The 23281-nt window shown below is 61.7% G+C and carries 27 protein-coding genes; 11 read left to right on the top strand and 16 right to left on the bottom strand.

Annotated elements, in window-relative coordinates:
- Nucleotides 1–75 precede the first annotated feature (75 nt).
- Together C0V73_RS11565 and C0V73_RS11560 are read left to right on the top strand one after the other, a co-directional pair.
- Entirely contained in the window at nucleotides 76–897 is an 822-nt protein-coding gene (locus C0V73_RS11565; RefSeq protein WP_102020124.1) for a sulfite exporter TauE/SafE family protein, read from the top strand.
- A 96-nt stretch (nucleotides 898–993) separates the two neighbouring features.
- Complete coding sequence (locus tag C0V73_RS11560; protein ID WP_172450135.1) at nucleotides 994–1968, top strand: DUF2971 domain-containing protein; 975 nt, start codon at nucleotides 994–996, stop codon at nucleotides 1966–1968.
- A 284-nt stretch (nucleotides 1969–2252) separates the two neighbouring features.
- Here the strand turns inward: C0V73_RS11560 and C0V73_RS11555 are convergent, their stop codons facing one another.
- Nucleotides 2253–3278, bottom strand: coding sequence for a GlxA family transcriptional regulator (locus C0V73_RS11555; protein ID WP_102020122.1), 1026 nt, complete (start codon nucleotides 3276–3278; stop codon nucleotides 2253–2255).
- A 321-nt stretch (nucleotides 3279–3599) separates the two neighbouring features.
- Nucleotides 3600–3827 (bottom strand): hypothetical protein, encoded by a 228-nt coding sequence (locus tag C0V73_RS11550; protein ID WP_102020121.1) that lies wholly within the window; start codon nucleotides 3825–3827, stop codon nucleotides 3600–3602.
- A 102-nt stretch (nucleotides 3828–3929) separates the two neighbouring features.
- On the opposite strand from C0V73_RS11550, the gene C0V73_RS11545 reads away from it, so the two are divergent.
- From C0V73_RS11545 to C0V73_RS11535, 3 genes are all read left to right on the top strand, one after another.
- Nucleotides 3930–4139 (top strand): hypothetical protein, encoded by a 210-nt coding sequence (locus tag C0V73_RS11545; RefSeq protein WP_143708335.1) that lies wholly within the window; start codon nucleotides 3930–3932, stop codon nucleotides 4137–4139.
- 81 nt (nucleotides 4140–4220) lie between these two features.
- Nucleotides 4221–5117: a LysR family transcriptional regulator gene (locus tag C0V73_RS11540; protein WP_006727766.1), complete on the top strand. Its 897-nt coding sequence runs from the start codon at nucleotides 4221–4223 to the stop codon at nucleotides 5115–5117.
- Nucleotides 5118–5214: 97 nt separating this feature from the next.
- Nucleotides 5215–5649, top strand: coding sequence for a thioesterase family protein (locus C0V73_RS11535; protein ID WP_102020119.1), 435 nt, complete (start codon nucleotides 5215–5217; stop codon nucleotides 5647–5649).
- 3 nt (nucleotides 5650–5652) lie between these two features.
- On the opposite strand, the gene C0V73_RS11530 is transcribed toward C0V73_RS11535, so the two are convergent.
- Together C0V73_RS11530 and C0V73_RS11525 are read right to left on the bottom strand one after the other, a co-directional pair.
- A complete protein-coding gene (locus C0V73_RS11530) occupies nucleotides 5653–6282 on the bottom strand; it encodes a histidine phosphatase family protein (RefSeq protein ID WP_102020118.1) in 630 nt (209 codons plus the stop codon).
- 44 nt (nucleotides 6283–6326) lie between these two features.
- Complete coding sequence (locus C0V73_RS11525; RefSeq protein ID WP_172450134.1) at nucleotides 6327–7052, bottom strand: pyridoxamine 5'-phosphate oxidase family protein; 726 nt, start codon at nucleotides 7050–7052, stop codon at nucleotides 6327–6329.
- Between the two features lie 112 nt (nucleotides 7053–7164).
- Between C0V73_RS11525 and C0V73_RS11520 the strand changes: the two genes are divergently transcribed.
- Nucleotides 7165–8520 carry a PLP-dependent aminotransferase family protein gene (locus tag C0V73_RS11520; protein WP_245407942.1) on the top strand — a complete coding sequence of 452 codons (1356 nt, stop codon included), beginning with the start codon at nucleotides 7165–7167 and terminating at the stop codon, nucleotides 8518–8520.
- A gap of 21 nt (nucleotides 8521–8541) precedes the next feature.
- On the opposite strand, the gene C0V73_RS11515 is transcribed toward C0V73_RS11520, so the two are convergent.
- Entirely contained in the window at nucleotides 8542–9168 is a 627-nt protein-coding gene (locus C0V73_RS11515; protein WP_102020115.1) for a TetR/AcrR family transcriptional regulator, read from the bottom strand.
- A 98-nt stretch (nucleotides 9169–9266) separates the two neighbouring features.
- Between C0V73_RS11515 and C0V73_RS11510 the strand changes: the two genes are divergently transcribed.
- Complete coding sequence (locus tag C0V73_RS11510) at nucleotides 9267–9863, top strand: NAD(P)H-dependent oxidoreductase (RefSeq protein ID WP_102020114.1); 597 nt, start codon at nucleotides 9267–9269, stop codon at nucleotides 9861–9863.
- A 139-nt stretch (nucleotides 9864–10002) separates the two neighbouring features.
- On the opposite strand, the gene C0V73_RS11505 is transcribed toward C0V73_RS11510, so the two are convergent.
- From C0V73_RS11505 to C0V73_RS11465, 9 genes are all read right to left on the bottom strand, one after another.
- Nucleotides 10003–10881 (bottom strand): hypothetical protein, encoded by an 879-nt coding sequence (locus C0V73_RS11505; protein WP_143708334.1) that lies wholly within the window; start codon nucleotides 10879–10881, stop codon nucleotides 10003–10005.
- Between the two features lie 99 nt (nucleotides 10882–10980).
- Nucleotides 10981–12213 carry a hypothetical protein gene (locus tag C0V73_RS11500; protein WP_172450133.1) on the bottom strand — a complete coding sequence of 411 codons (1233 nt, stop codon included), beginning with the start codon at nucleotides 12211–12213 and terminating at the stop codon, nucleotides 10981–10983.
- Nucleotides 12214–12485: 272 nt separating this feature from the next.
- Nucleotides 12486–14519: an ASKHA domain-containing protein gene (locus C0V73_RS11495; protein ID WP_102020111.1), complete on the bottom strand. Its 2034-nt coding sequence runs from the start codon at nucleotides 14517–14519 to the stop codon at nucleotides 12486–12488.
- Between the two features lie 127 nt (nucleotides 14520–14646).
- Nucleotides 14647–15621 carry a methyltetrahydrofolate cobalamin methyltransferase gene (locus tag C0V73_RS11490; RefSeq protein ID WP_102020110.1) on the bottom strand — a complete coding sequence of 325 codons (975 nt, stop codon included), beginning with the start codon at nucleotides 15619–15621 and terminating at the stop codon, nucleotides 14647–14649.
- Nucleotides 15622–15699: 78 nt separating this feature from the next.
- On the bottom strand, nucleotides 15700–16797 hold the full coding sequence (locus C0V73_RS11485; RefSeq protein ID WP_102020109.1) for a methylenetetrahydrofolate reductase: 1098 nt from the start codon (nucleotides 16795–16797) through the stop codon (nucleotides 15700–15702).
- A 4-nt stretch (nucleotides 16798–16801) separates the two neighbouring features.
- Nucleotides 16802–17401 carry a methylenetetrahydrofolate reductase C-terminal domain-containing protein gene (locus tag C0V73_RS11480; RefSeq protein WP_102020108.1) on the bottom strand — a complete coding sequence of 200 codons (600 nt, stop codon included), beginning with the start codon at nucleotides 17399–17401 and terminating at the stop codon, nucleotides 16802–16804.
- A complete protein-coding gene (locus C0V73_RS11475; RefSeq protein WP_102020107.1) occupies nucleotides 17394–17696 on the bottom strand; it encodes a virulence factor in 303 nt (100 codons plus the stop codon). Before C0V73_RS11475 ends, C0V73_RS11480 begins: the two co-directional genes overlap by 8 nt.
- 108 nt (nucleotides 17697–17804) lie before the next feature.
- Nucleotides 17805–18548, bottom strand: coding sequence for a formyl transferase (locus C0V73_RS11470; RefSeq protein ID WP_172450132.1), 744 nt, complete (start codon nucleotides 18546–18548; stop codon nucleotides 17805–17807).
- 44 nt (nucleotides 18549–18592) lie between these two features.
- Nucleotides 18593–19240 carry an exopolysaccharide biosynthesis protein gene (locus C0V73_RS11465; RefSeq protein ID WP_102020105.1) on the bottom strand — a complete coding sequence of 216 codons (648 nt, stop codon included), beginning with the start codon at nucleotides 19238–19240 and terminating at the stop codon, nucleotides 18593–18595.
- Between the two features lie 221 nt (nucleotides 19241–19461).
- Here C0V73_RS11465 and C0V73_RS11460 point away from each other — a divergent pair, with 221 nt between their 5' ends.
- Nucleotides 19462–19629 carry an entericidin B signal peptide protein gene (locus C0V73_RS11460; protein WP_102020367.1) on the top strand — a complete coding sequence of 56 codons (168 nt, stop codon included), beginning with the start codon at nucleotides 19462–19464 and terminating at the stop codon, nucleotides 19627–19629.
- 28 nt (nucleotides 19630–19657) lie between these two features.
- Here the strand turns inward: C0V73_RS11460 and C0V73_RS11455 are convergent, their stop codons facing one another.
- On the bottom strand, nucleotides 19658–20284 hold the full coding sequence (locus C0V73_RS11455) for a DUF1638 domain-containing protein (RefSeq protein WP_102020104.1): 627 nt from the start codon (nucleotides 20282–20284) through the stop codon (nucleotides 19658–19660).
- A gap of 37 nt (nucleotides 20285–20321) precedes the next feature.
- On the opposite strand from C0V73_RS11455, the gene C0V73_RS11450 reads away from it, so the two are divergent.
- Nucleotides 20322–20483 carry an entericidin gene (locus C0V73_RS11450; RefSeq protein ID WP_102020103.1) on the top strand — a complete coding sequence of 54 codons (162 nt, stop codon included), beginning with the start codon at nucleotides 20322–20324 and terminating at the stop codon, nucleotides 20481–20483.
- 54 nt (nucleotides 20484–20537) lie between these two features.
- The gene (locus C0V73_RS23385) at nucleotides 20538–20672 is read left to right on the top strand and encodes a hypothetical protein (protein WP_280951001.1); all 135 of its coding nucleotides are present in this window, start codon (nucleotides 20538–20540) and stop codon (nucleotides 20670–20672) included.
- A 26-nt stretch (nucleotides 20673–20698) separates the two neighbouring features.
- Here the strand turns inward: C0V73_RS23385 and C0V73_RS11445 are convergent, their stop codons facing one another.
- Entirely contained in the window at nucleotides 20699–21400 is a 702-nt protein-coding gene (locus tag C0V73_RS11445) for a B12-binding domain-containing protein (protein WP_102020102.1), read from the bottom strand.
- 270 nt (nucleotides 21401–21670) lie between these two features.
- Here C0V73_RS11445 and C0V73_RS11440 point away from each other — a divergent pair, with 270 nt between their 5' ends.
- Nucleotides 21671–23236: a trimethylamine methyltransferase family protein gene (locus C0V73_RS11440; protein WP_102020366.1), complete on the top strand. Its 1566-nt coding sequence runs from the start codon at nucleotides 21671–21673 to the stop codon at nucleotides 23234–23236.
- Nucleotides 23237–23281: the final 45 nt, after the last annotated feature.

Genomic DNA, 23281 nt, shown 5'->3' with positions numbered 1-23281 from the left:
GTGTGCCCCCTCTTGCCTCACGTTTGCCCTTTCTGACTGTCCGGCCGGGCGGTCTGTCTTTTCCGGAGTGCCCCCATGCCGCCGATTGCCGATATTCTCCTATTTGCCGCGATGCTGGCTGCTGCGGGCGCCGTGGCCGGGCTCCTGGCAGGCGTGTTCGGGATCGGCGGGGGTGCGGTGCTGGTGCCGGTCTTCTACCAGGTCTTCGGTTATGCCGGGATCCCGGAGGAGGTGATCATGCATCTCGCCGTCGGCACCTCGACGGCGCTGATCGTGCCGACCTCGATCCGGTCGTTTCAGGCGCATCGGAAGCGCGGGGCCGTCGACATGGAGCTCCTGAAAGGCTGGATGATCGCGGTACCCTTGGGTGCGCTCGCCGCCACCGTGGTTGCCGCCTATGTCTCGAGCGAAGGCTTGCGGCTGTTCTTCGCGGTCATGGGTCTGGTGCTGGCGGCACGCATGCTGTTTCTGTCCAACCGGATGCATCTCGGCACCGAACTGCCGGGCCAGCCGGCGCGGTTTCTCACAGGCTCCGCGATCGGGCTGTTTTCAGGCCTGATGGGGGTCGGCGGCGGGGTGTTCAACAACACCTTCATGACGCTTTACGGACGGCCGATCCACCAGGCGGTCGCGACCTCCTCCGGCGTCGGCGTGCTGATCTCGATCCCGGCCTTTTTCGGCTTCATCTATGCCGGCTGGGGCGAGGCGGGCCTGCCGCCGTTTTCGACCGGCTTCGTCAACTGGATCGCCTTTGCGGTGATCTTCCCGATCGCCATGCTGGTCACGCCCTATGGCGCGCAGCTGGCGCACCGGCTGAACAAGCGGCAGCTGGAGATGGGGTTTGCGGTGTTTCTGCTGTTCGTGTCGGCGCGGTTTTTCTGGAGTTTGGTGGGGTGAGGGTGTTCCAAAAATGGTCGCTATCAAACAGCATCAAAGGTGGTATGGACTTACGATCTTTACCAATGATTGTGTGTGAAGTGGATGGGTGGGAACATGCAGCCGGAACAACTGTTGGGCTTTAGCGCCGAAGAATTGACATTGTTCAAAATCTTTCACCCGCATGCTCTCACCAAAACACTAGAGGCACTACGTCAAGGTGCGCGCTTCGTGCACTACACTAACGCTGATACCGCGCTTAAGATCATCTGTAATGAAGAAGTGTGGATGCGCAAATCGACTTGCATGAATGACTTCATGGAGATTGAGCATGGTTTTGATTGCCTCAAACGAGCTTATAGCAATCAAAAGGCCAAATTCGTTTCCGTTTTTGACTCCGCATTCCCTGGTTTTTCCAGCAAGCTTGAGGAACGGTTTAACGCGTGGCTACCTAGTTTCAGGAATAGCACGTACATTTCATGTATCTCAGAGCACGACGCATCGGAAGATGCGATTGGTAGGCTCTCCATGTGGAGAGCTTACGGCGGCCCTTCCGGTGTCGCGCTAGTTGTTCACGGGGGTCCGTTTCTGAGGCCTAGCGACGCGCTCAACGCATTTGCATCCCCAGTTGCATATCTGAGCGATCGTCAATTTGAGTTGCAATACGAGCAACTGCTGCAAGGGTTCGAGGACAATTTCTTACTATTGAGGGACCTTGGCGAAGACCAGCTTTTGCACGGGCTATTTGAGGTTTTCAGGCTCGCTACTTTGTGTACGAAGCACCCCGGATTTGCAGAAGAGCGAGAGTGGCGCATAATTTACAGTCCAAGTCTCTACGAGTCAGCCAAAATACGTCCCGCAGTTTTCACCTTTAATGGTGTTCCGCAGAAGATTTATAAAATTCCTCTCAAGAACGTGCCTGAGGAAGGCCTGTACGGAATTGAAGTGGCCGAGCTTGTCGAGCGCGTTATTGTCGGTCCGACGCAGTTCCCGTTGGAAATCCGCGAAGCACTTGCCATTACTTTATCGGAAAAGGGCGTATCGAACCCTCTCGATCTTATCTACGTGTCTGATATTCCCCTTAGAAACTGATTACGTGCAACCCGCTTGCTCTGCTCCATCGTGTTTGGCCAACGATCAGCGATGATCCTGAGGGGGGAGCGTACGCGACGCTCAATGCGCGAGGGCGGGTGGGCTCGACTCTCGGCCTCGGTCCTTCGAGGCCCGCTTGCGAGTGCACCTCAGGATGAGGGGGCCGTTTTCTGTGCGCCTGCTTCTCTATGGGTCAAATGTGGGTGCTCGGTGCTAAGTCCCCTCCCGAACCCTCCCCACAAGGGGGCGGGCTTAACCCGGCCTCGCCCTTTGTGGCTCGTGGCTTACACCACCACGCCCGTCCGATTGCTCGACATCGTGAGCTTGCGTTCCGCGCGCTCCTGCTGGGGGGAGCGGTTGTAGAGTTCGCGGTAACACTTGGAGAAGTGGGAGGCGGAGACGAAGCCGCAGGCGACGGCGACTTCGACGACGGGCATGGAGGACTGGACCAGCAGGTGGCGGGCGCGGTCGAGGCGGATTTCGAGGTAGTAGCGGGCAGGCGAGCGGCCCATTTCCTGTCGGAAGAGGCGCTCGATCTGGCGGCGCGAGAGGCCGGCGTCGTCGGCGATTTCGAGCAGCGACAGCGGTTCTGCGAGATTGGCTTCCATCAGCTCGATGATCTGCAGCACCTTGGAATTCTGCACGCCGAGACGGGCGCGAAGGGGTAAGCGCTGGCGGTCGTTGGCGGAGCGGACGCGGTCGGTCAGGTGCTGTTCGCAGACGCGGTTGACCAGGCCTTCGCCGAAATCCTGGCCGATCAGGTTCAACATCATATCGAGCGAGGCAGTGCCGCCGGCGCAAGTGTAGAGATTGCCGTCGACTTCGTAGAGGTCGGCATAGACTTCCGCTTGGGGGAAGGTCTCGGAGAAGCCGGGCAGGTTTTCCCAGTGGATGGCGCAGCGCTTGCCATTCAACAGGCCGGCCTGGGCCAGCACATGGGCGCCCGTACAGAGGGAGCCGACCGCGACATTGCGGTTATAGGCTTCGCGCAGCCAGGCATTGACCGACTTGTTGTTGAACTCCTCGACATAGATGCCCGAACAGACGATCGCCATGTTCGGGCGGTTTTCGCCACCGAGGAAACGGCGCTCGTCGGCGAGCGAGGAATTCACCTCGATGCCGATGCCGGAGGAGGAATAGACCTTCTGGCCATCGACCGAGGCGAGGCGCCACTCATAGGCGGCGTAACCCAGCATGCGGTTGGCGATGCGCAGCGTCTCGATGGCGCCGGCAAAGGGCAAAAGCGTGAAATGGGGGACGAGGAAGAAGACGATCGAACGCTTCTTGGTCTGTGGCTGCTGCTTGCTCATGATGGTGCCCCGTTGTCCTTGCTGCCGTTCCCTTGTTTTGTCGGCATGCTCCGCCTGAATTGATCGGCGCGATGGTCGCTTTGCGACATTGTCATGAAATCGCGCGCCGTGAAAGTATTCGGGATCGCTAACGAGCGACATTTTTCCGCGTTTTTCAGGCTGCGACGTCATGGATTGGGCGTGGGCGGCGGGGCTGGTCGCAGGTGGTTGAAAAGCTTTGGCTTCGCGGAATGGGAGGCGCTTTGCTTCCGGCGGGCTGTTTCGCCGGTTTGCGACGCGGAGGGGCGTCCGCGTCGCTGAGGGAGAAGGCTTTGGCCGGGTTCAGCGGTGCGTGTCGCCTGCAGGCCAGCCGAGATCCTTGCGCAGATCGAAGGGCAGGGCCTCCAGGGCTGCCTGCTCGAGTCGATAGCGGCGGTGCTCGGCGACCGCTTGGGCGAGACGGTTCAGTTTCGCCGCGAGGTGGCCGGCCATGGCCTTTGCCGTTGCACCCAGCATGGAGGCCGGGGAGGCGGTTCTGATCTCGGGGGTAACACTGCAAACCATGGTCATGGTCGTTTTCCTTCGTGGCTCGGTGGCCCTCTCTTCATCCGTTGTCTGGGGCCGGTTTCTGATATCGCGCAGTCTCAATCATCAATCAAACGAATGTTTCTGATGCCTATCATTCTGAAAACTGATCAATTGGCGATGGCGGGTCAGGCCGAGATCATCGCGCAGGGCGGGGCCGAGTGGCGCGAGCATGCGGCATGCGGCGGCATGCATGGCGCGACGGCGGGATGCCTCCTGAAGCGTGGCCAAGGTCAGCTGCAGGGTCTGGAGCGGGTTGCGAAACATGGCGTGTCATCCTCCTTTCTGATCGAGTGAGAGGAGGATGCGCCCGGATTGACATTCAATCAAACGCAATAGTATCGTCTTCAAGTTCAATTTTGTTGAAGGTCAATCCTCATGACTCTCATGTTGCGCCAGCCGCTTCCGCTTCTCGACAATGATGTTCTGCGCACTTTCGTGGCGATCGCCGAGACCGGCAGTTTCACCACCGCCGCCGACCGGGTGTACCGCACGCCCTCGGCGGTCTCGATGCAGATCAAGAAGCTCGAGGAGCAGCTGAATGTGACGCTGTTCTTACGCGATGCGCGCTCGGTGACGCTGACGGAGAGCGGCGAGGTGTTGTTGCCCTATGCGCGGCGGATGCTGGCGCTGTCGAACGAGGCGGTCGGGCGGTTTCGCATGCCGGAAATGAAGGGGGTCGTCAGGCTCGGCGCGCCCGACGATATCGGCGAGCGCTTCATGCCGACGATCCTGCGCCGCTTTGCCGAGCTCTATCCGCTGATCATGGTGGATCTGACGGTCGATACATCGGGTGCGCTTCGCCGGCGGCTCGCCGAACAGCGGCTGGATCTGACGCTGGTGAATTGCGCGCCGGGGCAGGTGGTGCATGAGGGCGAGGTGATCCACCAGGAGCAACTGGTCTGGGCCGGTGCCAAATGCGGCACGGCGCATTTGCGCGATCCGCTGCCCGTGTCGATCTGGGAGGATGGCTGCTGCTGGCGGGCGGATGCGCTGGCGCGGCTCGACAAGGACAAGCGACCCTACCGGATCGCCTATCTCTCGGCGCATACGATGGCGCAGCGCGCGGCGGTGATTGCCGATCTTGCGGTGGCGCCCTTGCCGCGCAGCTATCTCACCGACGACATGACGGCGCTGGGGTCCAAGCACGGGCTGCCGGAGCTCGGCTCCTTCGAGGTCAGGCTTTTGACCGGCAAGGAGACGTCAGAGACGATCCAGGCGGTGGCCGACAGCGTGCGTTATGCGTTTTCCGAGATGATCGGGATGGCGGCGTAAGTGGGCCCGATCGGTAAGCGATTGGCGATTTCTGGAATTAGGGAAATGCCGAATTGTGTTTGGCGCGGTAGGCGGTAGGCAATAGGATCTAGTGCGGATGAATGATGAGACGAAGGGGCTGCGGCTCGAGGATTTTGCGGGCCAAGCTTACGACAAGCTGCGTTATGGCGACACGGACCGGCAGGGGCATGTCAACAATGCGGTCTTCGCCACCTTCATGGAAACCGGGCGTGTGGAGCTGATCTACAATCCCGCCGACCCGCTGCTGGAGGACGGCTTTTCCTTCGTCCTCGCCAAGCTCGACATTGACTATATCGCGGAAGTGCTGTGGCCGGGCACGGTCGAGATCGGTACGCGAGTGACGCGTGTCGGACGGTCGTCGGTGACCATGCAGCAGGCGGTGTTCCAGAACGGCAAGTTGTGTGCGTCGGCGGAGACGGTGGTGGTGCATTTCGACCAGGCGACGCGCAAGTCGCATGTGTTTTCGGACGGCCAGCGGGCGAAGCTTGAGGGGTGGATGCAGGCGGGGTGAACTTCAGACGAGGTTGGCGAGATGCGCCGTTTCGCCGAGCGTGACCACAGCGCGGCTCTTCCACTGAGCGTTCTCTGCGAGATGCGTGATGCTGCCCGACTTGACCGGGAAGTTCACTCTCCCAAGGCTTTCGATCGGCATGCCGATCCACCACGCGATGACGAAGGTGAGCGCAAAGCCGTGGGTGACGATGATGTGGCAGTCGGCGGGGTCGGCGAGGATTTCGTCCATGGCGCGGTAGATGCGGGTGCCGGTCTGGCGGCGGGTTTCGGCGCCGTCGATGCCGCCGGTGTCGTCAAGGCTGCCTTGATCCGGGACCGGCAGGCGGCGAGTGTCGAGCCAGGCTTGTGGCTTTCCTTCGGCGACACCGTAGCTCATTTCACGCAGGTCCGGCGTCAGGCGGGGCGTCAGTTGCAACTGGCGGCCGATGATATCGGCGGTCTGGCTGCAGCGAAGGAGATCCGAAGAGGTAAGCAGCGGCGTCTCGCCGGCGCAGAGCTCGGCCAAGCGCGCGGCGATGGCGGATGCCTGGAGATGGCCGAGATCCGTGAGGCTGGTGTCGTACCAGCCGCCGACCTTCCCCTCGACATGGTGGATCGATTGCGGATGGGTGACGACGTAGAGGGTTTTCATGCGGGGCCTCCCGGACCTGGCGGCCCCACAGGTGGAGGCTCTGTTCAGCCCTGCTTTTCGTAGAGCACCTGGCTTTCCGTCAAGACCTCATCGAGGCGGCGGCCTTCCTGGAAATGGGCGAGGTGGTCGGGGAAGGTCACGCCTTCGGGGACCTTGGGGCAGATTTCGGGCGCGCGGAGACGCGTTTCGACCGGGATGACGCCGGCCCAGACGCGGGCGTCTACGTCGGCCGGGTCGTCGGAGACGCCGCCTGCGCGGATCTTGGCCGAGGCCTCCTCAATGCGCATGCCGATGACCATGGTGCCCTTGGCCTCCTGGGGGTCGTTTTCGCGCAAGACATCCGTGCGGCCGGGATAGAAGCGGTCGACGACGGCCTTCAGGGCCTCGGCCTTCTCCTCCGGGTCGTCGATGATATGGGCGGTGCCGAAGCACATGGCGGAGCGGTAGTTGGCGGAGTGGTGGAAGCCGGAGCGGGCGAGCACCAGGCCGTCGAGATGGGCAACCGTGAGGCAGACGGGGATGCCGGCCTTCTGGCTCTTCAGCATGCGGCTGGCGGACGAGCCGTGCCAGAACAGCCAGTCGCCCTCGCGCCAGTGGATCGTCGGCGTGCAATAGGGCTGGCCGTCGATGACATAGGCGACGTTACAGAGGAGAGCCGCATCGAGGACGGCATAGACGGCGTGGCGGTCGTAAGCTGCGCGCTCGTGCAGGCGTTTTGCCCGGTTGCGCGGGGTGACGGGGAAGGATTGTGGCTCGGGTCTCTCGTTCATGCTTGCCTCCTGACGGCTGATGCGGCAGGGATAGTCGTAGTGATTGGTCCAAAGAAGATCCATGATGGCTAAAAATATCCGAACCAATTCCGACTGGTCTGCGAGCACGCCGATGCTGCCGGCACAAGGGCCGCGGCGGCTGGCGCTTTATCGCTCGCTGCGCGGGCTGATCGAGAGCGGGCAGATGAAGCCGGGCGACAAGCTGCCGACGACGCGGGATATCGCCAAGCGGTTTGGCGTGTCGCGCGGGGCAGCCGTTGCGGCTTACGAGATGCTGGTGGCGGATGGCTTTGCCGAGGCACGGGTCGGGGCAGGGACCTATGTGGCCGAGGCCGTGCCTCTGGTGCAGGCGGCGCCCGAGGCTCAAGCCGTCGTGGAGGCGGAGGTGGCAGCGCCGCTGCCCGGCACGCTCGGATGTTCGACGGCGGACGAGACGACGCTTCGGATCTTCCGCATGCTGATGAACCGGCATCTGACGCAGCCTTCGGCCCGGCATTTTCATTACAACGATCCGGCGGGGAGTTATGCGCTGCGGGTGGAAGTCGCGGCTTATCTGAAGGCGGCGCGCGGGGTGGTGTGTGAACCGGACCAGGTGATCATGACGGCGGGCACGCAGCAGGGGCTGGATCTAGCGGTGCGGACGCTGCTCAAACCTGGCGATCCAGTCTGGATCGAGGACCCCTGTTATGCGGCGGCGCGCGAGCTCTTCGAGGGGGCGGGGCTGTCGGTGACGCCGGTGCCCGTTAATGGCGAGGGGATCGATGTGGCCTCGGGGATTGCGGCGCGACCGGAGGCGAAGGCGGTCTATGTGACGCCGTCGCATCAATATCCGCTGGGTGTGACGCTTTCCATGGCCAGGCGGCTTGCCCTGATCGATTGGGCGCGGGCGGCGAACGCCTATATCATCGAGGATGACTACGACAGCGAGTTCCGCTTTGCCGGGCCACCCTTGAGCGCGCTTCAGGGAATCGATGGCGAGGGGCGGGTGATTTATCTCGGGACCTTTTCCAAGACGCTGCTGCCGGGGTTTCGGTTCGGCTATCTCGTGGTGCCCCGGCATTTGCGTGAGCGGGTGCTGACCATTCGCCGGCTAACCGATCGATTTCCCTCGACGCTGGCCGAGGATGCGCTCACCGAATTCCTGCGCGACGGGCATTTTTCGGCGCATATCAAGCGGGCGCGCAAGCGGGTGAGGGCCGCGCGGGATGTGCTGGTAGAGGCGCTCAGGGAGGGGCCTTTTCAGGTCTCAGCACCCGAGCAGGGCCTGCATCTGGTGGCGGAACTTGCGCCCGGGGCGGACGATGTTTTGCTTGCGCGACAGGCGAGAGAGGCGGGCTTCGGCACCAAGGCGCTGTCGCCGCTCTATCAGGGACAATCCGGACGGCGCGGCCTTGTCATCGGCTTTTCCGGATTTCCGCCCGAGGTTTTGGGGGCTGCTGCCCGGCGGTTCTGCTCTTCGCTCGGCTGAGGTCGCAGGACGTCGCCGTAGTCAGGCGCTCGAGCCCGGCGACGGCGCGGTCTGCATGGCGCCTGCTATCCAGATGTCGAGAAACTGGCCGAGCATGATCTCGGCGGTTTGCGGCGGCGTGAGCCAGCCGGAGATTTCATAGACGATGACTTCGTGGAACAGCGCCTGCACGCCGCGGGCGAGAAGCTGCGCGCGTTCGGGCGAGGCGCCGGTCGCCGATCGGGCGCTGAACAGGGTGGCGACCTGGCCTTCCAACACCCGGCAGAGATCGAGGAAGGCGTCCGTATGCGGCCCGCGGGTGACGGCGGACTGGCTGAGATAGAGGCCGGCAAAGGCGTGTTCGCGGCAGAAATAGGCAAGCCATGGCGAGAGCAGGGCGCGCAGCCGGTCGGCCAGCGGGCGGTCGTCCGTGCGGTCGACCTCCGCCTTGCCGGCTTCGGCGAGCTTCTCGATTTCGGTGAGGCCGAGGGCGGCCAGAAGATTGGCCTTGTCGCCGAAATGGGCAAAGACGCTCGATTTCGCCACTTTCGCGGCGGTCGCGACCTGGTCGATGCTGGTCGGTTCATAGCCCTGTCGAGAGAACAGGTCGCGCGCGGCGGCCAGGATCTGCTCGCGGGTCTGGCGGCTGCGGGACTGGCGAAGCTTCATGCACGATTCCTTTTGGAAGAGCCTACGCCAAAAATATCTTGACCGAGGTCATTTTAATCATCATAAACTGACCGTGGTCAAAAACAAGAGGATCCCTCATGTCTTTCCTGTCGCGTGATGCCCAGCCGTCCCGGGTTCTGGTGCTGAATGGCAATCCCGCACGGGACACCCTGTGTGGCGCCATGGCGGAAAAGATCGCGGATGAGGCACGCAGGCGGGGCCAGACGGTGAGGCTCGTGCATCTCGAGGATCTCGAATTCGACGCCAATCTGCGTCAGGGCTATCGCGCCCGGATGGACTGGGAGCCGGACCTGCAGGCGCTCGCCGAAAGCCTCACCTGGTGCGACCGGCTGGTGATCGTGCATCCGCTCTGGTGGGGTTCGGCGCCGGGCAAGCTGAAAGGCCTGTTCGACCGCGTGCTGATGCCGGGTTTCGGCTTTCAGTATATCGAGGGCAAGTCGCTGCCGAAGCCGCTGCTGGCGGGGCGCAAGGCGCGCGTAGTCGTCACCTCTGATACGCCGACCGTCTTTCTCAAATGGATCTATGGCAATGGCTGGGTGAAGGTGCTGCGCCGGCAGATCCTGGCCTTTTGTGGCTTCAAGGATCTGAAGGTGAAGTATTTCAGCCCGGTGCGCGGGGCAAAGCCGGAAGCGCTGGCGAAGATGGTGGAGGATGCGGCGGGGATTTTGGGGTAAGGGGATGGGCTGCTTTGGGGCGGGGCGCGGAATGGTGTCTCTCGAAAGGTCGTCGAAAAAAAACGCCAGCACTGCCCGGAGCCATCACAATTCATATTGCGCCTTTTGGACAAATTAAATGTTGTGAAAATGCGTTCGTTCATCCGAGTGTGATGCCGAGCATCCGCAGTGACGCACGCTCAACAGTGGGCAGGACCGCTTTCAGCGCCGCATCGCCGTCGGCAAAGTTTTCGAAGATCATGTCTTTTTCGCCTGCATGCACAATGGCACAGCGGATCTGATAGACGAGTGCGGCGCCAGTTTGCCACTTACCTTGTCCATTGACCCTTTTCTTTTCAAGGCGCTTGAAGAGGGCGGTCACAAAGCGATTAGTATTCCTGAGACCGTCAAGAACTGTCCAACACTCTTCGAACAACTCCTGGTACGGTTCGGCAAGCGTCGTTATCTGTTTAAGCTCTGACTGCAGCGCCTCTACCGCATCGTTCAGTGCCGCCATAGGCTCTGCATCGAACCCCGCCAGCAACCTGCTTTTCACATCCGCGAGGAAGAGGGCCTCCATCACACGATAGAGTTCTAGAAAGCGGAACTTTAGAGGAGAGGTGGCGTACGAGTTGAGGAGGCAATCCATGGCGACTTTCAGACCTCGCCCAACTCCTGGTGCTTCGATAACAGCGCTGGTGGCCCTATCGAATTCGGTCGTTTCGCCGACCATCGGGTTTTCCGCAGCACACGCGACTTTTCGGAAGTCTACGCATGCGTTTTCGGAACCAAGTATTACTTCGACACCTCCGGCGAGAACCTTTGCGTGCTGATCCGGCGGGAGAAAGGCGACAGTTCTGACCAGTGCCATCTCAATGGCAGTGGGCAGCTCATCCTTCCAATCGACAGGGAAGCCGAATATCTCCGCATGACCTTCGGTGGCGTGATCAACAAACCAATACACCGGCCGCCTAATCTCTCGGTCCACTAGGGTGGCAGCAAGCAGATCTGCAGTCCCGGAAAGGATCTCGGCAGCCAAGGCTGCAGCCTCCGTCCCAAGCTTGATGGAACCCACAACGATAGGGCGTGTCGGATCAATGTCCTGAGCGTCACCCAAGGCTTCGCGGAGGTGCATATTTTAACCCATGCTTGCTGCTTGGGTCCAGCAGTCCCTCATGCTGCTAGTTCCTTCCTGCATAATATACTCACGAACGGCCCGAAACACGAGTCCACGGGTCCACTCGCCAACGTTGCTGCGCTTCGTGTCCACCGTCGTACGTATCCGTTCGAAGACTTCGACGCCGAGAGCCTCGACGGCATCTTCACGTGCTGCATCGATCAACGTGGCCATTGCCGTAGGCAGACGGTCTTGCAGTGTCTCATTTTTGTGGGCAAAGCCGGTAGCGGCAGCGAAGCCAAGCACGACGGTGTCGTTGCCAAAGAACCGGTTCTGCTCCTCTCCGAGTGCTTGGTCGAGTGTTATCACCCATTCAACGAACTGCCGAAAGCCGTCTCGTTGATTACCGTCGTCAGAAGTCAGATCGATACCAAGCGATTCAAGAGCTTCATCGACAACCATCGTCTCAACTACGAGGTTGGTTCGATCTACGTTCGGGCTCCGCTGCATCCAGGCCTGGAAAGCCTGTGCAAGTGTCGAGAGGTGGAACTGTCCCGGACGGACTCGACGCTTGTGGTCTTTAACGCGAAAGATTTCGATACCGTTGATATCTTTGATATCATTAGCAAGTCCGCCCGACAGGATGTCGATTTGGTGCTTCATCGACATTGGGCGTTGCCCAGCATTGAGCAACAGCATGCGGTAGGCGAGCGGAAAGAAGGCGATGTTGACCCAGATTTCGAGTCTAAGGGACCGCTGGAGGAACGGCCCGCGCTCGTCCAGCTCAAGCTCGTCGAGAGCTTGGCGGAGCGCATTCGTGCGCTGAAGGCCATCGATGATGTCAAATTCAGTGGGCAAGCTCTGTGTGATTGCCCCCTGCAGCATGTCGAGGTCTGCACGCGACGCTTGAAGGAAGCCCTCTTCCTTGTTGTAATTCTCTAATACCGTCTGGTCGATATCACGGACCGCGAGCACGATCGTCGGTAGTACGCACCCGAGCTTTAGGTCCGCGCGAAGGTTCTTGTAGGGTTTTGATCCGCGAATGATGTCGCGCTGGATCGCGAGGTTTTCTTCAGAGCCTTGGGTCTTATTGAGATACCATTCATAGTCTGCGCGAGCGCTCACCATGAAGTTCTGAATACGACTATCGTAGTCGATACCGATCACTTCAAACTGCATAAAATCACCCGCCTGCGAATAAAGTTCTCTACCACTTATCGCATATCTCTGCTTAATCGCAACTGCACGACGCATGCCGCGACGCGCAATTCTTAGTTGAGTTTATATGCACGGAATTCCAGTGGCAAAAGAATCGTTCAACTACCTTCCCGCAATCAGCCAGGGTCTGTGACAACGACGAACGGCACTCTGAGGGGAGCCTCCCTCAGACCTCGATTTTTGCGCTTCTAAACATTGGTTCCAATTGAACGTGGTCAGGGCGCGCATCAGGCGGATCGCGGGCAGTCAATTGTTCGCTGGTGCAACCTTAGCAAGATCTAAGCAATGCCACCTGAACGCCGCCGCCCCTACTCCCGCGACCGCCTTCTCCTCCGCCCGCCACCCTCGCCATCACCCTCCGCCAGCACCTTCCGCTCCGGCAGCATCACGGCTGCCGAAAGCTTCGGGAACGGATCGACCTTGTTCGGCAGGGCCATGGCGTCGATGAAGAGTTGCTGGAAATGCGGCTCGAGGGCTGTTTCGATCTTTTCGATGCGGGTGACGGTTTCCTCGATTTCGCGGCGGTAGTCACGATTGAGGAGGGCCATCAGGGCGCCGGTGCCGGCGGCGTTGCCGACGGCTTTGACTTCCGACAGTTCGCAATCTGGGATGAGGCCCAAGACCATCGCGTATTTCGGATCGATGAAGGAGCCGAAGGCGCCAGCGAAGCGGATGGTGTCGACGGTTTCGACTTCGAGCTTTTCCATCAGGAGCTTGATGCCGGCATAAAGGGCGGCCTTGGCCAGCTGGATGGCGCGCACGTCGTTCTGCGTCACCGTGATCTTCTGGGCGCCGTCATGCAGCAGATAGGAGAAGGTGCGGCCGTTTTCGAGGATGCGGTGGCTTTTCGCCGCCATGCCGCCATCGACAACGCCATCGGTCGAGATGACGCCGGAGAGATACATTTCGGCGACGACTTCGATGATGGCCGAGCCGCAGATGCCGGTGATGCCGGTCTTTTCGGCAGCCTCGGCAAAACCTTCCTCATCCGACCACTGCTCGACGCCGATGACCTTGAAGCGGGGTTCGAGGGTTTGCGCGTCGATGCGGACGCGTTCGATGGCGCCGGGCGCGGCGCGCTGGCCGCAGGAGATTTCAGCGCCTTCGAAGGCGGGGCCAGTCGGCGAGGAGGCGGCAACCGTGCGTTCGCGGTTACCAAGCACGATCTCGGCATTGGTGCCGACATCGACGAGCAGCATCATCTTGTCCTGGCGGTGCGGGCCTTCCGAGAGCGTGGCGCCGGCGGCATCCGCGCCGACATGGCCGGCGATGCAGGGCAGGCAGTAGATGCGGGCGCCATGATTGATGGCGAGATCGATCTCGCGCGACCAGGTGTGGATCGCGCCTGAGACGGCGAGCGCAAAGGGCGCCTGTCCCAGCTCGGTCGGGTCGATGCCGAGGAAGAGGTGGTGCATGATCGGATTGGCGACGAAGACGGCATCGAGAATGTCGTTGGGGTCGACGCCGGCCTCGGCGCAGACCTTGACGGTCAGCTCGTTGATCGCCTGGCGGACGGCCTTGGTCATGGCCTCGCGTCCGTCCGGGTTCATCATCACATAGGAGACGCGGCTCATCAGATCCTCGCCGAAGCGGATCTGCGGGTTCGACGTGCCGGAGGAGGCGATGACGCGGCCCGAGAGGAGCGAGACGAGATGCATGGCGATCGTCGTCGAGCCGATGTCGCAGGCGATGCCATAGGCTTCGTTGTGCAGGCCCGGCCAGAGCGCGATCATGTTCGGGCGCGAGGTCTCGAGATCGCGGTGGATGGCGGCGGTGACGCCCCAATTGCCCTTGCGCAGCGTCTTCTGGACCTCGGGCAGGAGATGCTGGGCGACGAGGATGTTCTTCAGGCCCCAGTCTTTCTCCAGCATCACGTTCAGGCGGTCGAGATCGCCCAATGGCTTGTGCATGTCGGGTTCGTCGACCTCGACGTAGCACAGCTGGATGGCGGGATTGCGCGGGAAGGTGCGGTCGGTCGCGGCCTTGCGAATGACCTGGGCGTTGACCACGGTATCCGGCGGCACGTCGACCACGAGATCGCCGAGGATCTGGGCCGAGCAGGACAGGCGGCGGCCTTCCGGAATGGTGCGGACCTCGGCGTAACGCTTTTCCTTCGGCCCGACGGGCGAGATGTGGTCGTTGGACGAGGTGATGCCGTGTTTGGCGAACTGGCCTTCCTGGACCTCGATCTGGCAACGGCCGCAGGTGGCGCGTCCGCCGCAGACGCTTTCGACATAAACGCCGAGCGTGCGCGCGGCCTCCAGTACGGAGGTGCCGACGGGGAAACGGCCACGCTTGCCGGAGGGCATGAAGAGGACGAGGGGATCAGCGGCGTCTGTCATTCTGGTCTTTCGGTTTCGAGGGACGTCTCCCTCATTTGTGGTATCGGGGGGGCGAATACCCCCTCATCCGGCGCTACGCGCCACCTTCTCCCCGCTGGGGAGAAGAGAGCTTTAGCCGGCCTTCCAGTTACTCCGTCGCAGCACCGCCACCGACACGCGCAGCACGGCCGCCGCGGCGGCCGCCGCCGGTGGAGGCAGAGGCGGGAGAGGCGGCCGGGGCTGCATGGGCGCCGCCTTCGGCGGGTTTATAGTCGCGGTAGGTCTTGATCCAGTTGTAGCAGTTCTCGTCGGTGCCATTGAGCACGTTGGCAGCGCGGACGGCTTCCATTTCCTGCGGGCGGCAGGGGTTCATGATGGCGGATGTCATGCCCGCACCGATGACCATCGGGATGAAGCCGGCATTGATGCCGTGGCGGTGCGGCAGGCCGAAGGAGATGTTTGAGAGGCCGCAGGTGGTGTTGACCTTCAGCTCTTCGCGCAGCCGCCGGATGAGGGCGAAGACCTGCAGGCCGGCCGAACCGATGGCGCCGATCGGCATGACGAGCGGATCGACGACGATGTCATGCGGCTTGATGCCGTAATCCATGGCGCGCTCGACGATCTTCTTAGCAACGGCGAAGCGGACGTCGGGATCCTGGGAAATGCCGGTTTCGTCGTTGGAGATGGCGACGACCGGGACGTTATACTTGGCGCAAAGCGGCAGGATGGCTTCGAGCTTTTCTTCCTCGCCGGTGACCGAATTGACCAGCGGGCGGCCCTTGGCGACCTTGAGGGCTGCCTCGATGGCGGCGGTGACGGAGCTGTCGATCGCGAGCGGCACGTCGACCAAGCCCTGGACGATTTCCATGGTCTGGACGAGCAGGCCTGGCTCGGTTTCGTTCGGATTGACCGAGGTCACGCCGGCATTGACGTCCAGCATGGTGGCGCCGGCGGCGACCTGTTCGAGCGCATCCTTGATGACGGTTTCGAAATTGCCGGCCTGCATTTCGGCGGCGAGCTTCTTGCGACCCGTCGGGTTGATGCGCTCGCCGATGACGCAGAAGGGCTGGTCGAAACCGATGATGATTTCCTTGGTGGCGGATGCGACGATGGTGCGGGTCATTTCAGTCCTCCGGTCGATGCCGGCTCTCGCACGGCGGGAATGGGATGTGCCGGCAATTGCCGGGAAAAAGCAATGCGGTCAGTGGGTCTGCGAGTGGGCCGCGCGCCCGGCCATTTCCTGCTGGTCCTGGACGGGATCGGCACCGATTTCGCGCATGCGCTGGGCGGCGATGTCATCGGCGCGGGCATGTTCGCGCTTCCAGGGCTGGCGGCCCTTGAGGATGCCCGACTCATGGACGATCTCGGCGACATATTCTTCCTGGCGATAGGCCATGACATGCACGCCGGAGACGCCCTCGATCTCCTTCACCTCGTTGATGATGTCGATGCAGAGCTGCTTGCCTTCCTTCTTCTGGTCCTGCGCGCCTTCGAGGCGAGCTATCACATGGTCCGGAATGTGGATGCCGGGCACGTTTGAGCGGATCCACTTGGCGGTCTTGGCCGAGGCGAGCGGGCCAACACCGACCAGGATGTAGCATTTTTCGTGGAAACCGAGGTCGCGGACCTTCGCCATGTAGTCGCGGAACATCGGCACGTCGAAGCAGTACTGGCTCTGGACGAACTGGGCGCCGGCCTCGATCTTCTTGCCCAGACGATAGGGGCGGAAGTCGTATGGGGGCGCGAAGGGGTTGATTGCCGCGCCCAGGAAGACCTTTGGCGGGGTCGTCAGCTTGCGGCCGGAGAGGAATTTCGATTCGTCGCGCATGGTGCGGACGGTTTCGAGCAGCGACATGCAGTCGAGGTCGAAGACGGGCTTGGCGCCCGGTTGGTCGCCGGCCTGTACGCCGTCGCCGGTCAGGCACATGATGTTGGCGACGCCCATGGCGGCCGCCCCCAGCACGTCGCCCTGGATCGCGATGCGGTTCTTGTCGCGGCAGGCGATCTGCATGATCGGGGCATAGCCCATGCGGGTCAGTAGGGCGCAGATTCCGACGGAGGACATGTGGCAGTTGGCGCCGGAGGCGTCGACCGCATTGATGCCGTCGACCCAGCCATCGAAGACCTTGGCGCGCTCATACACGTCTTCCGGATCGGCGCTGTCGGGCGGGTTGAGTTCAGCGGTGACCGCGAATTCGCCGCGGCGCAGAACGCGCTCCAGGCGGCCGAGGGAGGAGTGGCCGGGCAGGGGATCGAGCGGCAGGTGGACGCCAAGCGGATTTTCGTCGATCTGGGCCATGCTCTCAGACTTCCTTTGCCGTCTGTTTTTCCCGCTCGGCGGCGGCTTCTGCCGTTACGCGCAGCCAGGAGGATGTTTCGCGCAGCGACTGGTTGACCGGCTTCTGCACCTTCAGGATCGCGTCACCGGCGACCATGTTGCGCGAGCCGTTCCAGGCCTGGACCCAGACGCAGGGCATGTCGGGCTCGACTTCGCAATTGCCATTGGCGCGCACGCCTCCGCAGGGGCCGTTGCGCAGCTGCTTGGGACAGTTCATCGGGCAGGACATGCCGGTCGAGGACAGCACGCACTGGCCGCACATGCGACAGTCGAAGAGAAGACCCTTCACATTGCGCTCGACGAATGTGACCGGAGTCTCGACGCGGTTATAGCCAAGCTTCTTCCAGACGGGATGGAGGAAGAGGAAGGCATTGGCGAAATTGCGGTAGAACCATTCGAGGAAGCGTGAATTGCGGACCGCCCAGAGGCGGATGGTATAGGAGCGCCGGGCGCGGCGGTTGGGCGAAACGCCTGATGGTGTGAAGGCCCCGGTCTTTGCCTTGGCGGCCGGGGCAGCATTGCCTTTTTTCGGCGGGCCGGGATCGACGAGTACGGGCTCAGCCATTGTCACGGCCTCCGGCATGGACGAGAGCGACGAGGCGGGCCTTGTCGTAGGCGGCTTCGATTTCGGCGGAAGCGGCTTCGGCCTCGGCTTCGAGGTCGTCACCGACGGGCACGGGATCTGCTTTGCGCCAGTCGGCAAGATAGGCGTCGGTTTCGGCAGCGCCCGAGCGCATGGCGGCCATGTCGATCGCCTCGGTGAAGCGCAGCGAGAGCTCACGCTTTGCCGATTTGCGGCCCTGCTTGACGATGACCTGAGCGGGAATATCCCGCCAGAAAACGACGATCTTGTCTGCCATGCCACTCTCTCCCTTTGACGGCAGAATGCACGGGGGGCATTCGCCGGACTGCGCTTTTCACGACGTCGCTTGTCGCCAAAAACGACGCTGCTGCGAGTCCCGGTGTTTTTACCAGATTCGCCGCGTGACGCCGCACCAGATCCACGACCAGAGTGTCGGCGGGAAGCGGAGCGCCGAGGGGCCGTCGGGCTTCAGCGGGGCAAGGCGACCGGCAAGCGCGTCTTCGAGGGATCGTCTGGTGATGTCGAGGGAAGCGATGGTCAGCAGCAGCGGGTAGGTGGAGATGAAATCGGCTGATGCAGGCCGGGTGCGGACTTCGTAGAGCGTACCGCCGGTGTCGGTGCCGGCATCAACGAGGTGAAGGGTGGCGCCGAAATTCTCAGCGTCGTTTTCCCGAAGCGACCAGTAGCCGCCCATCTGGCCGCGATAGTTGGGATTGATGCCGGCATGCAGATTGATGACCGGGCAGGGCATGGCCGCGAGTTGCTTTCCCGACATGAGGCGGGTGGAGACGAGCAGGATGGTGCCCGGGCCGATCTGCTCGATCAGGTCCTTCGTCTCCGCAGCATTGATCGAGGTGACGGGGTGGATCGGGATGGTGTCCGGAAGGACGCGGTCAAACCCATGAAGGCTCAGCAGTTCAGCGACGCGGCGGTCGGCGAGGCGGCGCAGAAGACGGGCGGCGACCATGGTGCCGAGCTGGCCTGATGCGGCGACCCAGCCCAGCTTTCTGGCGCGGCGTCGGGTGATCTCGCCCTTGCCCTCGGCATTTTCCAGGATGACGTGAACATCCATGCCTGACTTCACGAGGTGCTGGACGACGATGGTCGGATTGAGGCCGCCGGCGGTCATGACGACCACCGGGCGGCGCAAGGTGTCCGTAACGGGCTGAGACATCAGACGACGAGCGAGACTACGGCAACTGCGGTGTAGACGACGAAGCCCGCGATCATCAGCGACAGGATCCCGATGACGCAGCCGGCGAGCACGCCGAGGCCATCACGCTGGGAATGCGCAAAGCCGAGGACGGCAAGCGCAAAGGCCGGCGGCCAGTTGCCGAGCGGGATTGGCAGGAAGACGACGATCGCAAGGATCAGGGCCAATACACCGATGACCCGTTCGGCGAAGCGGCTTTCGAATAGCCAGAAGCGGGGGATGACCAGCTTTTCGGCCCAGCGCATCCAGGGAACGAGACGCTTGACGATCGCCTCGAAGGTCTGCGGCTCTACGCCGTAATCGCTGACGACGCGGGGAAAGAAGACCCGACCGCCGGGCGACATGGCCATCTGCCAGGCGACGAAGACCAGCGGCAGGCCGAGGATGAAGGTGCTGCCGGGCGGCAGGGGCACGAGATTGGGGAGCGCAAAGACCAGGAGGAAGGCGCCGAAGGAGCGGTCCTGCAGGGCGATCGCGATGTCGCGGATCGTCACCTTGCGGTCCGTTGTGCGAGCCAGACGGACCAGAAGGTCCGAAAGGTTTTCGGGATGATTGTGTTCACGCGCGGTGACGAGACCCGCCACCCATGTTTCCGCCCTGTCGGTCATTCCTGATTCTCTGGGTTTCTTGTTGACCTAGCCTCACGTTTGCACGGGGATATTACAGGGGGATTAAAAGCCGGCCGGGTCGGATTTCACGCTTTCGGGAATGGTGAAGGGAGGGTGAAGAATGGAAAAAGAACGCATGAATCGTCCTAAGCCTCTGCCTTGATTTCTCCGCAAGCGCTTGTCACCTAGGTCGTCGTGTTTTGATCAGACGGGGACTCATGATGACTGCAACTTCTCAACGCTCCACAGCTGTCGTGGCCGTGCTGGTCGCGGTGACGCTTGGCCTTTCCTCCTGCGGAAACACGATCCGCGGGATTGGCAATGATCTCGGCAATGCGGTGGATGCGACTCAGGATGCAGGGCGCAGCGTCGCCAATTCGGTGCGGTGAAACGCCAGGTTATTTGGTCGGATAATCGTCAGGCGGCAGACGCCGAAAGGCGGGTGGCTGCGACGAGTTCGGGCTGGAGATCGCCGTAGCCGGTGAAGCGGTATTCGTAGTCCAGCTTCAGATAGTCCGCCGCCCATTTTGCCTTGGCTTGCAGTTCGGCGTCCTCGGTCTGGGCGAGATAGACGATCTTCGTGTAATTGCCGAAGACCATATCACGCAGTTCCGGATGGCGATCGAGCTTCAGCGGCTCGATGACAAAGGCCTCGAACTGGCGGGTGATCAGATCCGTCAGATAAAAGGCGGTGAATTCCGTTTCGCATTCGGCGAGGAATTTTTCCGTGCCGGTGAAGAAGGCGTAGCAATGCGGGCCTGAGAGCCGTTCGATGCCTTCCTCGTGACAGATCTTGTCGACTTCACCCTGGGTGCCGCATTCCGCATAGCCGATGAAGATATTTTCGTGGCCCGCCGCGCGGGCTTCCGCGATCTTTTCGCGAAGCGCTGGTGCGATGCGCTCTGGCCAGACATGCCAGATGGCGGGCAGGCATTCGAGCGTCAGATGGTCCAGTCCGTTGAGGGCTTTTACGGCCAGGATCTCGCGCGCAATCGCGCCGCACGCAATCACGTGAACCTTTTCCGATTTCGCGCGTTGTTCCATCGCAATCCACTCGTTACCAGACAGAAGGTACATTCACATGATGGCGAAAAAACTGACAGTCGGCGCAGCCCTCGTTCTCACCGTCTTCGCACTGTCGTCCTGCGGCAATACGATCCGCGGCGTTGGCCAGGATGCTGCAAATACCGTTGACGCGACGCAGAACGCTGCGAACAACGTCGACGCCGCCGCCTCCCGCTAAGAGCATTCGCGCGGGGGACACCGCTTTGAGCGCAGCTATATCAGGAGAGGGAGCATGACGCTCACGACCATCGCAAAGGCCAGTGCCATCTATATGCTGGCGGCCATCCTGTATGCCGGCGGGCATGTTGCCTGGCAAACCATGGCAACGTCCCCTCAGGGCGAGTACTACGCAAAAGCCGGCCTTTAAAAGGGCCGGCTTCGCCGTTTTCAGACTCAGGCGCGTGCGCCCATGCTGTTGTGCTTGCGGCTGATGAATTCCTTGGCCGTTTCGACCGCCACGGCTGCATCGCGGCAATAGGCATCGGCGCCGACGGCCTTGCCGAATTCCTCGTTGAGCGGCGCGCCGCCAACCAGCACGACGTAATCGTCGCGAATGCCCTTTTCCTTCATCGTGTCGATCACAACCTTCATGTAGGGCATGGTGGTGGTGAGCAGAGCCGACATGCCGAGAATATCCGGCTTTTCGCGTTCCAGAGCTTCGAGGTAGTTTTCGACCGGATTGTTGATGCCGAGGTCGATGACGTCGAAGCCAGCGCCTTCCATCATCATGCCGACCAGGTTCTTGCCGATGTCGTGGATGTCGCCCTTGACGGTGCCGATGACCATCTTGCCCTGCTTCGGGGCGCCAGTTGCGGCGAGAAGCGGGCGCAGAATGGTCATGCCGGCCTTCATCGCGTTGGCCGAAAGCAAAACTTCCGGCACGAAGAGAATGCCGTCGCGGAAGTCGATGCCGACGATGCGCATGCCTTCGACGAGCGCCTGGGTGAGGATGTCATAGGGCGCCCAGCCGCGTTCGAGCAGGATGTTCGTCGCTTCTTCAATCTCTTCCTTGAGGCCGTCATAGAGGTCATCATGCATCTGCTGCACGAGCTCTTCGTCGGAGAGTTCGGAAAGAATGATGTCGTCTTCGGCCATGGTGGTGCTTCCCGCTTCTTTTTCAACGCGATTCCGGTCGCGCCGGGCATGAGACTGCCCGATCGAAAGTTAAACCTCAAGTTCGTGAAAAACTCTTTTCGATTACGACGCGGCGGCAGTGAAAAGCGACGGTGGCAGACAAGTGATGGAAAAGCCGATGTCTGCATGACGCAAGTCGTTGGCGCATAAAGGATGGTTTCACAAGCGGATTGGATTAGCATAATGGAGGAGAGAAGCAGCGCGGACGAGCGCTCGAGCGAGGAAGCAGACATGGACGACATCACGGCAGAACCGGGCGCAGGCCGCCGCCAGCGCGGCGAAGGACGAGGGGCTGCGGCCAGAAGGGCATCGCGCAGCGGCGGCGGTGCCGGTCCGTCCATGCCTTACATCACCCGCAAGATTCAGCCGTATAACGTGCTGGACGAAGAAGGCCTTCAGCTGATCGAACGCAATGCCGACATTGTGCTCGAGGAAATCGGCATCGAGTTCCGTGAGGATGCCGAGGCGCTGGAGCTCTGGAGACAGGCTGGCGCCGACGTCAAAGGCGAGCGGGTGCATTTCCCGAAGGGTCTCTGCCGCGAACTGCTGAAGACTGCCCCGTCGGAATTCACCTGGCATGCCCGCAATCCCGAGCGCAGCGTCCGCATCGGCGGCAATGCCACCGTGTTTGCGCCGGTCTATGGCTCGCCGTTTGTCCGCGATCTGGAAGGCGTTCGTCGTTATGCGACGCTCGAGGACTTCCGCAACTTCGTGAAGCTCGCCTATATGGCGCCGTCGATGCATTCGTCCGGCGGTACGGTCTGTGAACCGGTCGATATCCCGGTGAACAAGCGTCACCTCGACATGGTCTACAGCCACATTAAGTATTCGGACAAGCCGTTCATGGGTTCGGTCACGGCACCGGAGCGGGCGGAAGATTCGGTTGCCATGGCGAAGCTCGTCTTCGGTGACGACTTTGTCGAAAACAACTGCGTCATGCTGAACCTGATCAACGCCAACTCGCCGATGGTCTTCGACGAGACCATGCTGGGTGCGGCCAAGGTCTATGCGCGTCACAACCAGGCTTCGGTCATTTCGCCGTTCATTCTGTCGGGCGCCATGAGCCCGGTGACCGTCGCCGGTACGCTCACGCAGATCCTTGCCGAAGTTCTGGCAGGCGCTTCGTTCACGCAGCTTATCCGTCCGGGCGCGCCGGTTCTGTTCGGCACCTTTGCGGCCTCGATCTCGATGCAGTCGGGTGCACCGACCTTCGGCACGCCGGAGCCGGCACTGGTGTCCTATGGTGCAGCTCAGCTTGCGCGGCGCATGGGTCTGCCTTTCCGTACCGGCGGTTCGCTCTGTGCGTCGAAGGTTCCGGATGCACAGGCAGCACACGAGAGCGCCAATACGCTCAACATGACGCTGCTTGCCGGTGCGAACTTCGTTCTGCATGCCGCCGGCTGGCTCGAGGGTGGTCTTGCCGCCTGCTACGAGAAGTTCATGATCGACCAGGACCAGCTCGGCATGATGCAGAAGATGGCGCAGGGCGTCGATCTGACCGAAGACGGCCAAGCGATGGACGCGATCCGGGAAGTGGGGCCGGGTGCGCATTATCTCGGCTGCGCCCATACGCAGGCCAATTTCCAGACGGCCTTTTACCGTTCGGCGCTTGCCGACAACAACTCCTTCGAACAGTGGGAGATTGAGGGTCGCAAACGCATCGAGGACCGGGCCAACGTGCTCTGCCGTTCTTGGCTCGACAGTTATGAAGCACCGGCGCTCGATCCTGCCATCGACGAGGCGCTGCTTGCCTATATCGCGAGCCGCAAGAATTCGATGCCCGACGCCTTCACCTGAAAGGGTCCCGTTGCCAGGGAGCAAGGCGGAGCCAACCAGGTCGCC

Origin of the sequence: Rhizobium sp. TH135 (genome assembly GCF_002855515.1) — a bacterium.
GTDB lineage: Bacteria > Pseudomonadota > Alphaproteobacteria > Rhizobiales > Rhizobiaceae > Allorhizobium.
This window is presented reverse-complemented; position numbering and strand designations above follow the sequence as displayed.

What these genes read in the sequence shown, in the direction of transcription:
- C0V73_RS11565 (WP_102020124.1), top strand. Translation starts at nt 76, where the DNA reads ATGCCGCCGATTGCCGATATTCTCCTATTTGCCGCGATGCTGGCTGCT.
- C0V73_RS11560 (WP_172450135.1), top strand. Translation starts at nt 994, where the DNA reads ATGCAGCCGGAACAACTGTTGGGCTTTAGCGCCGAAGAATTGACATTG.
- C0V73_RS11555 (WP_102020122.1), bottom strand. Translation starts at nt 3,278, where the DNA reads ATGAGCAAGCAGCAGCCACAGACCAAGAAGCGTTCGATCGTCTTCTTC.
- C0V73_RS11550 (WP_102020121.1), bottom strand. Translation starts at nt 3,827, where the DNA reads ATGACCATGGTTTGCAGTGTTACCCCCGAGATCAGAACCGCCTCCCCG.
- C0V73_RS11545 (WP_143708335.1), top strand. Translation starts at nt 3,930, where the DNA reads ATGCCTATCATTCTGAAAACTGATCAATTGGCGATGGCGGGTCAGGCC.
- C0V73_RS11540 (WP_006727766.1), top strand. Translation starts at nt 4,221, where the DNA reads ATGACTCTCATGTTGCGCCAGCCGCTTCCGCTTCTCGACAATGATGTT.
- C0V73_RS11535 (WP_102020119.1), top strand. Translation starts at nt 5,215, where the DNA reads ATGAATGATGAGACGAAGGGGCTGCGGCTCGAGGATTTTGCGGGCCAA.
- C0V73_RS11530 (WP_102020118.1), bottom strand. Translation starts at nt 6,282, where the DNA reads ATGAAAACCCTCTACGTCGTCACCCATCCGCAATCGATCCACCATGTC.
- C0V73_RS11525 (WP_172450134.1), bottom strand. Translation starts at nt 7,052, where the DNA reads ATGAACGAGAGACCCGAGCCACAATCCTTCCCCGTCACCCCGCGCAAC.
- C0V73_RS11520 (WP_245407942.1), top strand. Translation starts at nt 7,165, where the DNA reads ATGCTGCCGGCACAAGGGCCGCGGCGGCTGGCGCTTTATCGCTCGCTG.
- C0V73_RS11515 (WP_102020115.1), bottom strand. Translation starts at nt 9,168, where the DNA reads ATGAAGCTTCGCCAGTCCCGCAGCCGCCAGACCCGCGAGCAGATCCTG.
- C0V73_RS11510 (WP_102020114.1), top strand. Translation starts at nt 9,267, where the DNA reads ATGTCTTTCCTGTCGCGTGATGCCCAGCCGTCCCGGGTTCTGGTGCTG.
- C0V73_RS11500 (WP_172450133.1), bottom strand. Translation starts at nt 12,213, where the DNA reads ATGCGTCGTGCAGTTGCGATTAAGCAGAGATATGCGATAAGTGGTAGA.
- C0V73_RS11495 (WP_102020111.1), bottom strand. Translation starts at nt 14,519, where the DNA reads ATGACAGACGCCGCTGATCCCCTCGTCCTCTTCATGCCCTCCGGCAAG.
- C0V73_RS11490 (WP_102020110.1), bottom strand. Translation starts at nt 15,621, where the DNA reads ATGACCCGCACCATCGTCGCATCCGCCACCAAGGAAATCATCATCGGT.
- C0V73_RS11485 (WP_102020109.1), bottom strand. Translation starts at nt 16,797, where the DNA reads ATGGCCCAGATCGACGAAAATCCGCTTGGCGTCCACCTGCCGCTCGAT.
- C0V73_RS11480 (WP_102020108.1), bottom strand. Translation starts at nt 17,401, where the DNA reads ATGGCTGAGCCCGTACTCGTCGATCCCGGCCCGCCGAAAAAAGGCAAT.
- C0V73_RS11475 (WP_102020107.1), bottom strand. Translation starts at nt 17,696, where the DNA reads ATGGCAGACAAGATCGTCGTTTTCTGGCGGGATATTCCCGCTCAGGTC.
- C0V73_RS11470 (WP_172450132.1), bottom strand. Translation starts at nt 18,548, where the DNA reads ATGACCGCCGGCGGCCTCAATCCGACCATCGTCGTCCAGCACCTCGTG.
- C0V73_RS11465 (WP_102020105.1), bottom strand. Translation starts at nt 19,240, where the DNA reads ATGACCGACAGGGCGGAAACATGGGTGGCGGGTCTCGTCACCGCGCGT.
- C0V73_RS11460 (WP_102020367.1), top strand. Translation starts at nt 19,462, where the DNA reads ATGACTGCAACTTCTCAACGCTCCACAGCTGTCGTGGCCGTGCTGGTC.
- C0V73_RS11455 (WP_102020104.1), bottom strand. Translation starts at nt 20,284, where the DNA reads ATGGAACAACGCGCGAAATCGGAAAAGGTTCACGTGATTGCGTGCGGC.
- C0V73_RS11450 (WP_102020103.1), top strand. Translation starts at nt 20,322, where the DNA reads ATGATGGCGAAAAAACTGACAGTCGGCGCAGCCCTCGTTCTCACCGTC.
- C0V73_RS23385 (WP_280951001.1), top strand. Translation starts at nt 20,538, where the DNA reads ATGACGCTCACGACCATCGCAAAGGCCAGTGCCATCTATATGCTGGCG.
- C0V73_RS11445 (WP_102020102.1), bottom strand. Translation starts at nt 21,400, where the DNA reads ATGGCCGAAGACGACATCATTCTTTCCGAACTCTCCGACGAAGAGCTC.
- C0V73_RS11440 (WP_102020366.1), top strand. Translation starts at nt 21,671, where the DNA reads ATGGACGACATCACGGCAGAACCGGGCGCAGGCCGCCGCCAGCGCGGC.